16 protein-coding genes are annotated in these 15,406 nt (G+C 35.5%); 4 read left to right on the plus strand and 12 right to left on the minus strand.

The window, feature by feature from the left end; all coding sequences use genetic code 11:
* Nucleotides 1-14 precede the first annotated feature (14 nt).
* Both M1D73_RS24745 and M1D73_RS24750 read left to right on the plus strand, forming a co-directional pair.
* Nucleotides 15-767 carry an ABC transporter ATP-binding protein gene (locus M1D73_RS24745; RefSeq protein WP_000393250.1) on the plus strand — a complete coding sequence of 251 codons (753 nt, stop codon included), beginning with the start codon at nt 15-17 and terminating at the stop codon, nt 765-767.
* Nucleotides 764-2,740, plus strand: coding sequence for an FtsX-like permease family protein (locus M1D73_RS24750; RefSeq protein WP_000144951.1), 1,977 nt, complete (start codon nt 764-766; stop codon nt 2,738-2,740). The genes M1D73_RS24745 and M1D73_RS24750 overlap by 4 nt, the downstream gene beginning before the upstream one ends.
* 53 nt (nt 2,741-2,793) lie before the next feature.
* On the opposite strand, the gene M1D73_RS24755 is transcribed toward M1D73_RS24750, so the two are convergent.
* On the minus strand, nt 2,794-2,985 hold the full coding sequence (locus M1D73_RS24755; RefSeq protein WP_001290392.1) for a YjcZ family sporulation protein: 192 nt from the start codon (nt 2,983-2,985) through the stop codon (nt 2,794-2,796).
* A gap of 277 nt (nt 2,986-3,262) precedes the next feature.
* Here M1D73_RS24755 and M1D73_RS24760 point away from each other — a divergent pair, with 277 nt between their 5' ends.
* Both M1D73_RS24760 and M1D73_RS24765 read left to right on the plus strand, forming a co-directional pair.
* Entirely contained in the window at nt 3,263-3,856 is a 594-nt protein-coding gene (locus M1D73_RS24760) for a TetR/AcrR family transcriptional regulator (protein WP_098212817.1), read from the plus strand.
* A gap of 45 nt (nt 3,857-3,901) precedes the next feature.
* Nucleotides 3,902-4,573 (plus strand): YqeB family protein, encoded by a 672-nt coding sequence (locus M1D73_RS24765; protein WP_121868472.1) that lies wholly within the window; start codon nt 3,902-3,904, stop codon nt 4,571-4,573.
* Nucleotides 4,574-4,657: 84 nt separating this feature from the next.
* On the opposite strand, the gene gntP is transcribed toward M1D73_RS24765, so the two are convergent.
* From gntP to M1D73_RS24820, 11 genes are all read right to left on the minus strand, one after another.
* Nucleotides 4,658-5,983, minus strand: a complete 1,326-nt coding sequence (gntP, locus tag M1D73_RS24770) for a gluconate permease GntP (RefSeq protein ID WP_000356166.1) — start codon at nt 5,981-5,983, stop codon at nt 4,658-4,660.
* Between the two features lie 48 nt (nt 5,984-6,031).
* Complete coding sequence (locus M1D73_RS24775) at nt 6,032-6,757, minus strand: GntR family transcriptional regulator (RefSeq protein ID WP_000539278.1); 726 nt, start codon at nt 6,755-6,757, stop codon at nt 6,032-6,034.
* Nucleotides 6,757-7,773, minus strand: a complete 1,017-nt coding sequence (locus M1D73_RS24780) for a sugar kinase (protein WP_121868471.1) — start codon at nt 7,771-7,773, stop codon at nt 6,757-6,759. The genes M1D73_RS24775 and M1D73_RS24780 overlap by 1 nt, the downstream gene beginning before the upstream one ends.
* Nucleotides 7,766-8,521, minus strand: a complete 756-nt coding sequence (dagF, locus tag M1D73_RS24785; RefSeq protein WP_121868470.1) for a 2-dehydro-3-deoxy-phosphogluconate aldolase — start codon at nt 8,519-8,521, stop codon at nt 7,766-7,768. Before dagF ends, M1D73_RS24780 begins: the two co-directional genes overlap by 8 nt.
* Nucleotide 8,522: 1 nt before the next feature.
* A complete protein-coding gene (locus tag M1D73_RS24790; protein ID WP_023523247.1) occupies nt 8,523-9,626 on the minus strand; it encodes a DgaE family pyridoxal phosphate-dependent ammonia lyase in 1,104 nt (367 codons plus the stop codon).
* Nucleotides 9,604-10,704: an amidohydrolase/deacetylase family metallohydrolase gene (locus tag M1D73_RS24795; protein WP_000139930.1), complete on the minus strand. Its 1,101-nt coding sequence runs from the start codon at nt 10,702-10,704 to the stop codon at nt 9,604-9,606. The genes M1D73_RS24790 and M1D73_RS24795 overlap by 23 nt, the downstream gene beginning before the upstream one ends.
* Nucleotides 10,705-11,038: 334 nt before the next feature.
* Complete coding sequence (locus M1D73_RS24800; RefSeq protein ID WP_121868469.1) at nt 11,039-11,329, minus strand: DUF3986 family protein; 291 nt, start codon at nt 11,327-11,329, stop codon at nt 11,039-11,041.
* 20 nt (nt 11,330-11,349) lie between these two features.
* Nucleotides 11,350-11,952: a hypothetical protein gene (locus M1D73_RS24805; RefSeq protein ID WP_000726217.1), complete on the minus strand. Its 603-nt coding sequence runs from the start codon at nt 11,950-11,952 to the stop codon at nt 11,350-11,352.
* Nucleotides 11,953-12,485: 533 nt separating this feature from the next.
* A complete protein-coding gene (locus tag M1D73_RS24810; RefSeq protein WP_000759406.1) occupies nt 12,486-13,346 on the minus strand; it encodes a D-Ala-D-Ala carboxypeptidase VanY in 861 nt (286 codons plus the stop codon).
* 82 nt (nt 13,347-13,428) lie between these two features.
* Entirely contained in the window at nt 13,429-14,535 is a 1,107-nt protein-coding gene (locus M1D73_RS24815; protein WP_000002598.1) for a sensor histidine kinase, read from the minus strand.
* Entirely contained in the window at nt 14,528-15,226 is a 699-nt protein-coding gene (locus M1D73_RS24820; protein WP_000822489.1) for a response regulator transcription factor, read from the minus strand. Before M1D73_RS24820 ends, M1D73_RS24815 begins: the two co-directional genes overlap by 8 nt.
* Nucleotides 15,227-15,406: the final 180 nt, after the last annotated feature.

A 15,406-nucleotide genomic window follows, 5' to 3' on the forward strand; every position in this document is an offset into this window, starting at 1 on the left:
GAAAGGTGATTACTATGGAAGAAGTATTACACATAAAAAACGTCTCAAAAGTATATGAGGGAAAAGTCCCTCATACTGCTTTAAAAAATATAAATTTACACGTGGATAAAGGTGAATTCGTTGCCATTATGGGACCATCTGGTAGCGGGAAATCTACATTTTTAAACGTTATCTCTACAATCGATTCTCCGACTTCTGGTGATGTCGTGATTAACGGAAAAAAACCGCACACATTTCGTAGAGAGAAGTTAGCTATTTTCCGCCGCCAAGAGTTAGGATTTGTTTTCCAAAACTTTAACCTACTAGATACACTAACAATCGGTGAAAATATCGTACTACCTTTAACATTAGATAATGTTCCATTAAAAGAAATGGATGAAAAGCTTGATAACATTTCAAAAAAGCTTGGAATTGATCATATTTTGGACAAGCGTATTTTTGAAGTTTCCGGGGGACAAGCACAGCGTACCGCAGTAGCACGTGCTGTCATTCATCATCCTTCACTTCTACTTGCCGATGAACCGACAGGAAACTTAGATTCAAAAGCGGCAATTGACGTAATGGAGCTATTTACGAAATTAAATAAAGAAGAAGATGCAACGATTTTAATGGTTACCCATGATCCGTTTGCAGCAAGTTATTGTAACCGTGTTATTTTCATTAAAGATGGAGAGCTATACAATGAACTACACCGCGGATTGTACCGTGAGAAATTTTATCAAGAAATATTAGATGTTTTAGCATTATTAGGAGGAAGACGTGGATGACATTTTGGCAATTCGCATTTAAAAATGTCTCACGTAATTCGAAAGCATATTTCGCCTACTTTGTAAGTAGTGCGTTTTCTATCATGGTTTTCTTTTCATTTACTGTATACGCGTATCACCCGCGGTTACAAAGTGTACAAAGTTTCCAAGAACGTGATCCTCTAATGAACTTAGCTAGTACAGCACAGCTTGTGATTGTTATGTTCTCGTTCTTCTTTCTCTTATATTCAATTGGAACATTTTTAAATGTACGGAAGCAGCAATTCGGGATACTCACCATTCTCGGTATCTCACAGAGACAATTAAAGAGACTGTTATTTACTGAAAATATGATAATCGGGATATTGTCTATCTTTATCGGCATTCAAGGTGGACTTGTATTTTCTAACTTTTTCTTATTAGTCACTTCGAAATTAACAAACGCGAAAGGTCTCTATTTATATTGGCCAACAGAAGCGATTATCGTTACAACCGTAACGTTTATCATCTTATTTTTAATCGTTTCTACATTTACACCAATGTTTATTCGTACTCGAAAAACAACGAAGCTTATTAAGGGCGTTAACAAAGAGAAGAGCGAAAAAAAACCATCTATACTGATTTCACTATTTGCTTTAACTTGTTTAGGACTATGCTATTATATTGCTGGTTATCCGCAAGGCTACATAACGGAAAAAAATGCACAAAATGGATCTGTATTCTTAATTATGCTATCTATTTTACCGCTTGTAGTAGTTGGGACGTATTTATTTTTTTCACAAACATTTCTTCTCTTTATCTATATTTTAAAGAAACGAAGAAAGTTTTATTTAAAACAAATAAATATGTTATGGATTTCAGATTTAGTTTCTCGTACACGCAGTAATATTAATGTACTCTTTATTGTTTCTATGCTATCTGCACTTGCATTTACAATTATTATCGGGTTATTTGCTGCAAACAATAATACGAAAGCACCCATACTAGAACGATATCCAATACCATTCACCTATACATCAGAAGGTGTTAATGCATTTGAACAAAAGCATATTACTACGATTGAAACTGAACTTACAAATGCTAATTTTCAATATGACAAATATAAGTTTACCGTTTTAAAAGATACAGCTTCAAAAGAATCAATTGCCATTATGAAAATGAGTGATTATAACGCAATAGCACAGCAATTAAACAGACCAAAAATCACTCTCGATTCTTCACAAGTTTATAATATTTCTCGCTATTCACCAGTGTTATTAAATCTCGTGTCTAACCCATTTGCGAAGCAGAACACGATTACACTTGGCTCTAATAAAAAGGAATTTCAAATTAAAGGTTTTATTAATAGAGGAATTGAGCCTCCCTTTGCATTACCTCACTTAATTGTGATGCAAGATGAAGTAATTGAAAATATGATTCCTCATATTGAAACAATTACAGTCTATAACTACTTCGTGGAAAATTGGGAAAATGCAATTGTCCCAACAAAAAATATATTAAAAAGCTTAAATCATGATGCAGAAACCTTGTATGAAGCACATAAAAATGAAGAAGATTTCATTAAACCATTTTATATTTATACAGCTACGGATGAACTCGTTCATAGTAAAGGAAATGCAGTCGCTCAATTCTTTATTTGGGCATTTCTCGGCTTTATTTTCTTTATCGGAGCAGCTAGTGTTTTATATTTCCGTATGTATAATGACTTAACAACTGAAAGACAAAAGTATATTACGATTACAAAGCTTGGCTTAACTGAATCAGAAATGTTTCGCTCTGCAACGATTCAATTAGGAATTTTATTTTTCGTTCCTTATGTCGTTGCTGGTGTTCACACATTATTTGCAGTTAAGTTTTTACAAAGCATGTTTTCTTTCTCCTTATTAAAAGAGACATGTATCGTACTCACCTTTTTCGGGATTATCGAGATCATTTTCTTCTTCTTAATCCGTTCTCTTTACATTAATAAATTATCACAGCATATAAAAATATGAATAAAATAGCCTTGTGCAATATGCACAAGGCTATTTTCAATAGTTTTTAATAATTAGCAGCAATATCCGCCGTAGCCGCCAGCATAACCGCCATAACCACCATAGCCACAACCGCCGCCTCCGCCGAAGCAGCTAGCACCGATGATAATTAATAAAATAAACAATACAATTAGAAGCGCAAAACCGCCTCCGCAACCATGTCTGCGGTTACAATCATCATGTCTGTGTTCACACTTTTCGCTCATTACCCTATTCCTCCTTTAGTATCATTCATAACAAGTTCACCTTGCTCTAAATGAGGGGATTCCATTTATATTATGTTTTCAGGGCGAATAGGAAGCTTGGCTTACCTAAAAACGGGCTTGTTTTAGGAATTGGGCTTTATTAAAAAGCGAATGAGCCTTATCCAGATGTAAGCATAAAACATTTGACATACTCTTAATTCCTTACTAATATTTAATTGAACGACCAATCAATTTTTTGATTATACATTTAAATCATATAAATTAGGAGTTGAATAGCGTGACTGATTCTTTTATTGCAGAGGCTAGGCGTGAACAAATTATTCTTGCATGTATTGATACATTAGAAGAGGTTGGATATAACAACTTAAGCTTAACGAAGGTGGCAAAAAAGGCTAAGATTAGTACCGGACTTATTTCTTATCATTTTAATGATAAGCTTTACCTTATGAATCGCACATTACAATTTTTAGTTGCCAAGCAACATGAATTTATTAGTACTCGAGTGCTATTAGCTCAATCTGAAATAAATAAACTAGAGGCTTTTATTGAAGCGCATTTGGCTTATCAAGAAACTCATTACAAAAATAATATTGCCTTAATTGAGATTGTCTTTAATGCAAGAAATGAAGAGAACGTTCCTTATTACAGAATCGAAGACAACGAAGAGGAGGATGCCCTTAGAACGATGTTATTAGATATTTTGAAGACTGGTCAACAAAATGGCGTGTTTTCCGATTCTTTCCAAACCGACACATTAGCTTCATTTATTTTAGGAGCAATCGAAGAAAGAATGCTGAAGGCAAATTCATCTATATCCATAGAAAATTACTCAGATGAGCTCATAAAAATGGTGAAGAAACTCACTGTTTAAAACATGCCTTGATTAAAAAAATATATATGAAAGGATGAACTACACATGAAAAAGGCATCTGTCATTGGATTAGGTTTTTTAGAAAAATTACTTGCTATAGTAAGTCCAATCCTTTTAGGCGTTATTGGATATTTTTCACCTAAATTAATAGAGATTATAAAAAAGATTCCTCTCTTTTCTGATTCAAAAATTATAGAACTTTTAAATTTTATTAATCCCTTCTGGCTTCCTATTATCCTCATGCTAATTGGTGTTATTGCAGGAATTTTATTTTCTTTAATTATTTATAGTGAAGCTTTAAAAATGAACATTACTTCGGAAAGCATTCACGTGAATAAGGACGATCAAAAGAAACAAATCACCAGATTAAATGTAAAAGCCGTTTTTGTAGATAATCGTCAAGTGGTTATCATTGATCAAGAAGACCGAGAATGGTTACGTGAAACATCTGACATTACCCCAAGCAAAATTAAAGATACTTTCTTAATGCACGGCTTCCCCTGGGTGGAACAAGATCCTTATAAACATGAGTATAGCTTATGGAAATTAGAGGATGAGCGATTTAATAAAAGCATAAATACTATTTTGTATGAAAGACGCAATGCCCTTCGAGAAGGAAACTCTAAAAAAAAGAAGCATTTACGCAAAGATTTGAATGAGCTAGGAGTCTTTGTCAAAGACGATGGAGAAGATCAGTATGTCCGTTCCATTAAGTAATAGAAAGCACAAAAAACGAATAAAACCTACAGAGAAATTACATTTCCTCTGTAGGTTTTATTCGTTTAAATCTGATCTCCTCTCCTAAAGAAACATATTCAACAAAAGAGCAAAACCAAATGCAATAAATGATAACAATGTCTCGAGTACCGTCCACGTTTTAAACGTTTCCTTCACCGTCAAACCTAAATACTCTTTTACAAGCCAGAACCCTGCATCATTTACGTGAGAAAACATTAATGAACCTGCACCGGTTGCAATAACGAGAAGCTCTAAATTCACACCAGACATGTGCTGAATAACTGGTGAAACAATCCCTGCTGCTGTCGTTAATGCTACTGTCGCTGAACCTGTTGCAATTCGAATTAAACCAGCTACCATGAAAGCTAATACGATTGGTGATAACGAAATATGTTCTGCCATTTGTGCAATAGCTGTTCCAACGCCGCTTTCAATTAATATTTGTTTAAATCCACCGCCTGCACCAATTATCAAAATAATAGAACCGACAGGCAATAAACTTTCATCTGTTAATTTTTTAATCATCTTTTTATTAATACCTTGTTTGATACCAAGTAAATAAAATGCTGCGAAACATGAAATAAGTAAGGCGATTACTGGACTTCCTATAAACACGAAAAATTCAGTCAATTTTTTCGGTAATGAAATATATGGTGCAACTACTGATAAAATCATCAATACAACTGGTAGTAAAATAATAAAGAATGAAACTTTACGACTTGGCAAATCAGTTGAGACAGTCGTAACCCGAATAAGCTCTGGTTCATTTTCAGGTATAACCCTTTTATGTACCCACTTTGCAAATATCGGTCCTGCGATAATGGCTGTTGGTAACGCGATAATTAATGAATATAAAAGTACCTTTCCTAAGTTCGCGTTATAAATACCGATTGCTGTCATCGCCCCTGGATGCGGAGGCACGAGCCCGTGAACAATAGATAATCCTGCAATGACAGGTAACGCAATTAATAATATATTTTGCTTCGTCGTTTTTCGAATGGAAATAACAAGTGGTAATAAAATGACGATCCCCACTTCAAAAAACACTGGAATCCCTATAACAAATCCTGCAAATAACATAGCCCAAGGTAGTTTCTTTACACCGAAAAATCGAATAAAGAAATCTGCCACTTGCATGCCGGCCCCTGAATCGGACATCATTTTCCCTAAAATTGTTCCGAGAGCTAAAATACCAACTAAATGCCCTAGTACACTACCAACACCAGTTTCATAGGCAGTCACTATTTTCGTTAAGTTCAGTCCAGACATGATAGCTAAAAACAAACTCGCAACTGTTAAACTAATAAATGCATGCCATTTCCACCATGATACCCCTAAAATAACAATCGCAATTGCAAGTAACGTGACGATTAATAAGTATATATCCATCTCCCATTCTCCTTACTTTATAAAAAAAGAGGGAAAATCCCCTCTTTTTTATACGTCATAATTCACTACATAATGCTGCATTTCTGTATTGTAGTAGCCTTCGCTATATTCAATTACTTCGCCAACTTCATCGTAAGAATAACGCATGCGTTTTAATAGCGCTGTCCCCTCTTTTTCACCTAGCGCTTCTGCAACGAAACTAGGCGCGAGTCCAACAGCGAATTCATCTCTGAAGTTTTCTAAATGAATACCTCGGTCTTCAACTAAATCATAAAGCGATTGCAAGTCAAAATCCGATAAATCTGAACTTGCCATTCCTGCTGAGAAATAGTGCGTATAATGAATGTACGGTGCATCATTTAACGTATATAAACGTTCAATACGAAAACTCTCCTTACCGAATAATCGAAATGGCACTGTTCCTTCTTCATTCTGCACAATTTCTGCTTTTAGCAATTTCTTCTGTACTTTATATCCTTCTTCCACTAACACTTCAGTAAATTTCTTACCCTTTGACAGTTTTGTCGCAGAAGTATTGCGGATGACTTTCGTTCCTTTACCGCTTTTCTTTTCCAAATATCCTTCTTGAGCGAGTTCTTTAATCGCATTTCGCACTGTAATTTTACTCACTTTGAACTCTTCTTCTAACTGCGGTTCGGAAGGGATATTCGTATGAATCGCATATACACCATGCAATATTCGATCACGAATAATATTTTTTATTTGCAAATATAATGGTCCTTTTTTTCTCGTTACGTTCACCGTTACACCCACTACCTTTCTACATCACCTACTGATGCCGTCATTGCCCGAAGTATATCCTTCTCTGATGACATTGGCGTATCACCGACGATTGTATGTGCTAGCATTCCAGCTGCTGACGCAAATGAAACAGCTTTCTCTGGTGCGAACTCCTTTATCTCGCCATGAATAATTCCGCTCGTATAAGCATCTCCAGCACCTATTCTATCATATACAGAAAACGTAAGTGTTTTTGCAAAAGTGAACGTTCCATCTTTACATATAAACCCGCGAAGCGAATGTGTATTATCACTGTTAATAGAGCGATGAGTACCAGCGATTGTAGCGATATGATACGTTTCAGCTACCTTTGGAATAAGATCAACAAGTTGCGCCTCTCGCTCCGTTTCTTCGGTTTTTATTCCTAAAACAAACATTGCATCTTTTTCGTTCATCATAACGATATCAGCAAGTCCCAGCATTTCTTCATAATGCGGTTTTGCCTGTTCATATCCGTCTTCTCCCCAAAGTGCTGGACGATAATTACAATCAAAAACGACGGTTCCTCCGTTTTCTTTAACTGCTCTCGCTAAAGACTTCATATGATGGCGCACCGTATCATTCATCGCAAGTGTAATACCGCAAAAATGAACGATATCAATTTCCTTAGCAATTTCTTCAAATTGGTATATCTCTTCAGACGCCGTATTGAAGCTACTTTCTAGTCGATTCGAATACGTAACGCGGCTTGCACGTGCACCGAATCCATTTTCTAAAAAATACATACCTACATATTTACCACCTCTTGAAACAAGAGAAGTTTGAATTCCTAACTTTTGAATGTAAGATACAGCTGCATCTCCAACCGAATTTTCCGGTAAAGTTGAAATAAGAAGCCCTTCATGCCCTAAGTGAGAAAGTGCCGCTACAACGTTCACACCTGTACCTGAAAATGAGTAATTTAACGTGTTAGCTTGCGACAACAATTCATATCCAGGTACTTGCAGGCGCATCATTACTTCGCCGAACGCTGCAATTTTCTTACGCATATTGATCAACTAGCTTCTTCACGACTGCTAATAATTCACGCACATCTTCTACTTTCGTGTTACCAGTTTCTTTATCAATAATAGAAGAGTACACGTGCGGGATAACTTGCTCTACATTTGCCTCAAGCGCAATACGTACAATTGTTTCGAAGTTTTCTTTATCAATTCCGCCTGTTGGCTCTAATGCGAATCCTTCTTCCGCACAAGCTTTCGCAACTGCGCGATATTCTTCTTCATGGGCTAGCCCTTTCATCGGGAAGTACTTCAATGAATTTCCGCCCATATCACGTACAAGTGCAATCGCTGTTTTAATTGGAACGATTGCTTTTTCTTCTCCAGCCGCACTAATTGGGCCAGTAGAAATATTTACGTAACCTACTTTTCCTGTTGGCGATACTAAACTATTAATCCAGCTATCTTTTTCGCCAAAATTTGCACGTGTCGCTCCAACTGAAGGAAACACTTGGTTAATATGGCTACCAGGATAATGCTTCGCAATTTCAGCCACAACTGCCGCTTGGCGATTATCTCCTGCGCCTAGTCCAATTGATACAGCGTCATCAATTTCTTTTCCATATGCTTTCATAGCTGTAACAGCTTCTTCTACTGTTGGATAGTCTTTTGATAACACTCCCACTACTACATAACCTTCTGCTGCTTCAAAAATATCTTTCGCATTTTCTATATTGTTTGCCAATACATTTAATGCTACGCGACCTTTATAAAAACGTTTTTGAATGTTTGTCATTTTAGTTTCCCCCTACAATTTCTCTCATTTTTTCTTCAATTACATGTATGTCATCACCTTGAAGTGGACGTGGATCGATATCAAAGAACCCTTGTCTTACTCCGTAATCACGTGTGTAAATTGCAATTTCCCCGTCGCGTAATGCAGCCACAACGTCTTTTGCCGATTTATTTAACTCTTTTTCGTTAATATGAATACGTGCTCTAAAGATTGCTCTTCCAGCTTCATCTTGAACGATCGTTACATTTACACCATTTAATTCTTTTAGCGGCATAAGTACTTGTAGCAATTCTTTTTCTTGCTCGCTCTTATCTTCTTTTACTCCGTACTCATCAAGTGCTTGAAGTAAACCAAAAGTTGTTTCTTTCCCAACTTTCATGCTTCTTCCGATACAATGTAATTGCACTTTCAGCCATTCAATATACTTTCTTTTACCGCCCACAATACCAGAAGTAGGTCCTTCAATTGCCTTTGAACCGCTATAAATAGCAAGATCTGAATACTTCACATATTTTTGAATGTCTTCTTCAGCTGCTGCATCCACGATAAGCGGTACGTTATTTCGCTGCGCAACTTCCCATGCTTCTTCAACAGAAATCATATTTTTTTGCACTGCATGATGTGATTTCACATACAGAATCGCTGCTGTATTTTCACCAATTGCATCTTCAATATGCTCTGCTTTCCCTTCATTTGCATAGCCAACTTCTACAAGTTTACCGCCGCCTAAGTAAATCATCGTTTCAACAGGAGCACCGTATTGAACGTTATGACCTTTTAACATAATCACTTCGTTTTTCGCGATTACTTCTTGATGAAGTCTTTCACTTTTACGGCGATTTCCTTCTGTAACGATACCAGCGATAGAAAGCGCAATTCCGCTCGATGCTGAATTCACAACGACCGCTGCCTCTGAATCTAGAATTCTCGCAATATGGTCTCCTGCTTTATCTACTAAATCAGCAATTTCCACATAATTTTGTCCACCATGTTTCATCGCATCCATTACTGTATCTGTAGGAGCAGATACACCTAAAATACTCATTCTACCGCTCGCATTAATTACTCTTTTTAATCCGTACTTAGCATTCAATGAATGACCCATTAATTACAACCCCTTTCGTATCAATCCTTCTTTCAGCAATGCGCTGATCCCCTTCTGAATCAATTAACGTAACCTTCTCATCTTTAACCGTAAATAAAGTTAAGTTTGCAATATCTCCTTCTTGAATACGGCCAAGCTCTGGTTTCTTAAGCCACTCTGCCGCATTTTTCGTAACCGCATCAATCACTTCTTCTAGCGGATAACCTAAGTAAAGGAATTTCGAAAGAACGTGAGCCATACTATACACTGGACCGTGTATACGGTTCTTTCGGTAAATATCTGTACTAATTGTATGAAAGGCAATACCGTGACGCTTCGCTGCTTCTGCTACTTTAAAAGAAAAACTAGCATTACCGTGACCAACATCTAAATGTACGCCGCGATTCACTGCATCTAGTAACACAGGTAGCGGTTTGCCTTCTTCATCAAATAAATTATTTTCTTTCCCGTTTAAGTAATGTGTAATAACATCATCTTTTTCTAAAAGAGGTACAACTTCCTCAATGCGAGGAGGCGCTGAACCGATATGTACCATAATCGGTAATGATGTTTCACGGGATAAAGAGCGCGCTACATGCAGCGGTTCAATTCCACTATCACAAACGACGCTTTTACTCATTCTCGCCTTTAACCCAACGATTACATCTTTATACTTTTCTACTGCTTCTATCACTTTCTCTTTATCTATCCATTCCATATTGGATAATTCATCAATTCGTTTCAAACCGATGCGAGAAATATTTAAAAAGGCAAATAAATTTGTCTTTGCCTGTTCTCTACTTTTTACTAAATCTGCAATGCGATCAGCTCCGCAGCTACCCGCATCAACAATTGTCGTTACCCCTTGCTTAACGCCAATTTCATCCACTTCATCGCCATACGGATCAAACTCTGGAAAAGCATGAACGTGTAAATCAATCCAGCCACTCGATACGTAAGTACCAGAGCAATCAAGAACCTTTCCACCCTCACCAGCACCAGCTTTCGTCACCTGTGCGATTTTATTATTTTCAATTACAATGTCAATCTCTTCCCCGTTCACACGTTTCACATTACGTAGTACGAATCGTTCTGTCATTGTACTTCCACCCTTTTCTATAAGAAGCCATAAGAATACGCTTACATTAAAGTTTCATTTTTATATCTCTTTCACACATTTAGCGTAACACAAAAAAAGGGAGAAGTAAATATAACGTTATAATGTTTAAGTGCCGATAATGGAGGCCATTAGCATTTCGTAAATTTTATATGTTAAGACATTTCTCCGTCATAAATAAAAAACCAAAAAGCACTTAAATTGATAGGCTTTTTGGTGATAGATAAATTTATAAAATGAAACTTTAATCAGTGTGGATTAGCCTTCACCAACTTTTGAGGTGGAAGCCTTACTGCCCGCCAATAGCAGGCTAGAACTAAACAATTGAATTATTAATTAACCAATCAGTAAATAATTTATTTCCTTCACACTCATCTAGATCTTTTGTACGAACATGGAGAATTTCATATCCATATTTATCATAGAATGGATACTTAGAAAATTGATGAATTGATAAATCATTATAGTAAGAAATATCAAAATACACTACCCATAAATTTTCATTACATACTTTATAAGCTACAGCCTCATATGTAAAAACCTCTTCTATATCCCTGTAATAAAATAAATGCATATGAATCGAATCTTCAAAGTTATATTTTTTCATAGATATAAGCTCCTTAGACATTATCTAAAATATTTATGTGCACCGACATTAGGAGGACTATGATAATGTAAAATAGGACCTTTTCCATCAATATAATGATAATCTATGGCAAAAACTCGGTTACCAGTAGCTTTAGAACGTACTTGTATTATCATTCCACCCTTAGCTGCTTCTAAAATATATTGCTTCGGAGAATTGAGTGCCTTTTGTACATATGGACGCGCAACCGCCCAGGCTTTATCCGCAGCAGTTCTACCTACTTTTGAAACTAATACTCTTAATGCACCAAGAACAATAGCCGGCAATATTTCCTGCTTAACAACCAATTCGCCAGTAAAAGGATTTTTTTCAACAACAGATTCAACCCTTAGTTTACTTACTTCCTCCTCTAGTTGTAAAAAAACAGGGTCATTTACTAAAAAATCATACTCTTTTTCAAAATTTTCAAAATCGAAGTCAGAAGTGTCAACCTTTGATAAATCAATGCCTAGATTAATTTCAGGGATATACTCGGTTACAATACCATCATCTTCCGTTTCAATACTTGCATCAGCAATTGATGGTAAAGTAAAGCTCAGCAATAATGCAGCAGAAATCATCCCCTTGATAAATTTCTTTTTCATCTACCATTCTCCCTCCTAAATATATAACAGCAGAAAACAATAAAAATACACTTTTATTATCTCGCAATTTAAATAGTAAAACATTCAGAAAAATTAAACTAGTCTATTAATAACCATCAATATTTGTTACTATTAATTTGCATAAAACAATTATTTAATGACATTTAAAATAAATCTCATAACTAATTCATTCGGTGCAAATCTAGAGCAATTTATATAATTAATAATTCCTTTTCGTTCCTATTTCAAGCAAACGCCTTTATCAACTGCTTAAAAAGAATGTTCTTAAATCTCATCGATATAAGAAGGTGACCATTTTTATAATCCGATATTGTGTATAAAACAACGATAAAGCATAGACAAGTACCTAATAAAAAAATCGCACTTTAATAAACTTTTTTAGCACTCCTACTTTTACTTGCTAGTTTAAAAACAACTATATTTCGTATCCATTCATTTATTTCGCTAGCTTGATAGGCATATGACCGGGGCCAATCATGAAAAAAAGCTATCTACTTCAGATAGCTTTTTCTCTATTCCTGAACCGTCACAATAACCCCATCCATATTGTTCCCGGAAATTTCATACTGCTTGTTTGCTGGAACGTTCACTTTCATATTCTCAGAAACTTTATAATAAGAAACAGTATATTTCTTACCTTCGACTTCAGTTGAAATCTCTTTTTCCTCTTTTAAAAACTCTAAATATTCCTCTAGTGTGAAATTCTTTTTTTGCATAATTGCGCTATGAGGTAAGCCTACATAACGTATATGCCATGGCTCATATTGAATGCCTGTAATGTTACTTTTATTTTTCGGATAACGTAATACAAAGCCATGCTTCCATACGTTCTCTTCAATCCATTTTCCTTCAGGCGCTTTCTCCATTTTCTTTTGAGTAGACCCAATGTCCAGTGATAATCCTAAGTTATGTTCACTGTATCCTGCTGGAAGTGCATAATCAGATCCCATTTTTTCATATAGCTGTTTTTGCTCTTGGAAATCTCTATAGCCACTACTAATCAAAAAATGGTTAACACTTTCTTTTCCAGCCGCATCGACAACGTTCAAAAACTTTTTCACAACATCCTTTGATAAACGAAGATTTCTATCAAATATTACATAGCCTCTCACTAATTCACTATTATGATTTACATTTATAATATCAGACCTAATACTATCTTTTTTTACTGGGTAATCCCTGTTAACTAATAATAAATCGCCCTTATAAATTTGTTCCTTCGTAATCTCTTTCCCATCGGTGTTTGCCGCCTTTACTAGCTCATCTTTCCCGACAATTTTAACGTCGATTTCCTTTTGAAATAACGGTGATATATAAACGCCTACACATACTGTGCATACTATAAAAAAAGAAATAAATACCCACTTTTTCATTTCTAGTTCCTCCTTAACGTAACTTACGTATAGAATAGAAAAAACTATTAAAATAAAAAGTGGGGTAAAGTTTAAATTTTTATTAAATTGTTACATTCTCGTCTTTTGGCAATCGTACTTCAAATATCGTTCTAACTACATTGCTCTCAGCAGAAATCGTACCGTTATGTTGCTCGACAATATTTTTCGCAATAAATAGTCCAAGGCCTGTCCCGCCACGGTTCTCAGTTCTTGCTTTATCACCTGTATAGAACATATCAAAAAGATACGGTAAATCTTCTTCCGGGATGCTATCTCCGTAATTCATAATTTGTACGACAACTTCTCCATTATCAACATACCCATTCATATCAACAAATTGTCCATCATAGCCGTAACGAACGGCATTTGTTAACAAGTTTTCAAATACTCTAGCTAACAATTTTCCATCACCGTGCATCGGTAAATGAGGAGCCACATTCAATCTAGCTTCTAAATGATGTTTTTCTAATAACGGATACAATTCCTCCTCTAACTGTATAAGCAACTCACTTATATCAATCGGCTTTTTATCCAGCTTTAGCATGCCATAATTCATACGTGTAATTTCAAATAGCTCATCAATTAAACTTTCCAATCTTTGCGATTTTGTATATGCAATTGTGGAGAAATGTTTAATTTGTTCTTTTGTTAAATTTTCATCTTTAAGAATTAAATCTAAATATCCTAACACGGATGTTAATGGTGTTCTTAAATCATGAGCTAAATTCACAACAAGCTGATCTTTACTACTTTCAGCAAAGTCTCCTCTTTCAACAGCTTCTTTTAACTTTTCACTTGCAACATTTATTTCACGCGCGATATTTCCAAACTCATCATTTGATGAAACTTGAACTTTATTCGTAAAGTTACCGTTCGCAAGATGATGAATCCCATTAGAAATTTCATCAAAGTATTTTAAATACGGTTTTGTCAAAAAGAAGAAAAAGATAATAGATAACGGAATAAAGAAAATTAAAAAGAAATTAATGTCTCCAAATTCCCTTACCATTGACCTAAATTGTGCTAAAGGCTCTTCGTAGCGAACCATCGTTTTATAATACAGCTGCAATCCTTTATAAATTATATAAGTTACAGTTGCTGCAAGTACCATACTTAACGCAAATAAGGCAATCATTTTAAATCGAAAACTTTTCATCATATTAGCCATTAAAAGTATAACCTACTCCCCACACTGTTTTTATTAATTTATCCTTTCTTTTATCTTCTCCAAGTTTCTTCCGCAACGTACGAATATGTACCATTACTGTATTTCCACCTTCATAATAATCGTCTGCCCATACGTGCTGAAAAATATTTTCTACATTGTACACTTTCTTCGGATGACTCGCTAATAAATATAAAATATCAAACTCTTTCGGCGTTAATTCAATTTGCTCACCATATACATCAACCGTCCTACGCTCGGGATTAATTACGACTCCGCCTAATTCTAAAGCAGATTTACTCTCCGCTACTTTCGGTTGATTTAACGTAAAAAACCTACGCAGTTGTGCATTTACACGTGCAACTAATTCAATTGGTGTGAAAGGCTTCGTCATATAATCATCCGCGCCTAGTACAAGACCTGTCACCTTATCAAAGTCCGAAGTTTTCGCGCTTAAAAAAATAATCGGCATATGATGTTTCGTGCGAATTTGACGCGTCACCTCATACCCATCCATTTTCGGCATCATAATATCTAAAATTACCAAGTCGATTGGCTGCGTTTCAATAATATGAATTGCCTCTTCTCCATCAGCTGCTTTCACGACGTGGTACCCTTCTTTTTCTAAATGTATCTCAATTAAATCAGCAATTTCTGCCTCATCATCCGCTATTAAAATTGAAATGCGCTTCATTTTACTCCCCCTTTTTCATTCCATTTTTATACGCTCGATTGTAAACTAGTCTATCCAATTTGTACAATACAAAAAGGCTACTCGTTAGAGTAACCTTGGTAAATAAAATTATATCAGCGATTTTCCAATTATATCGACCGTAACTCAAATTATATCAGCAATTATTGAAATATATCGACT

It is taken from the genome of Bacillus sp. PK3-067 (genome assembly GCF_056738645.1).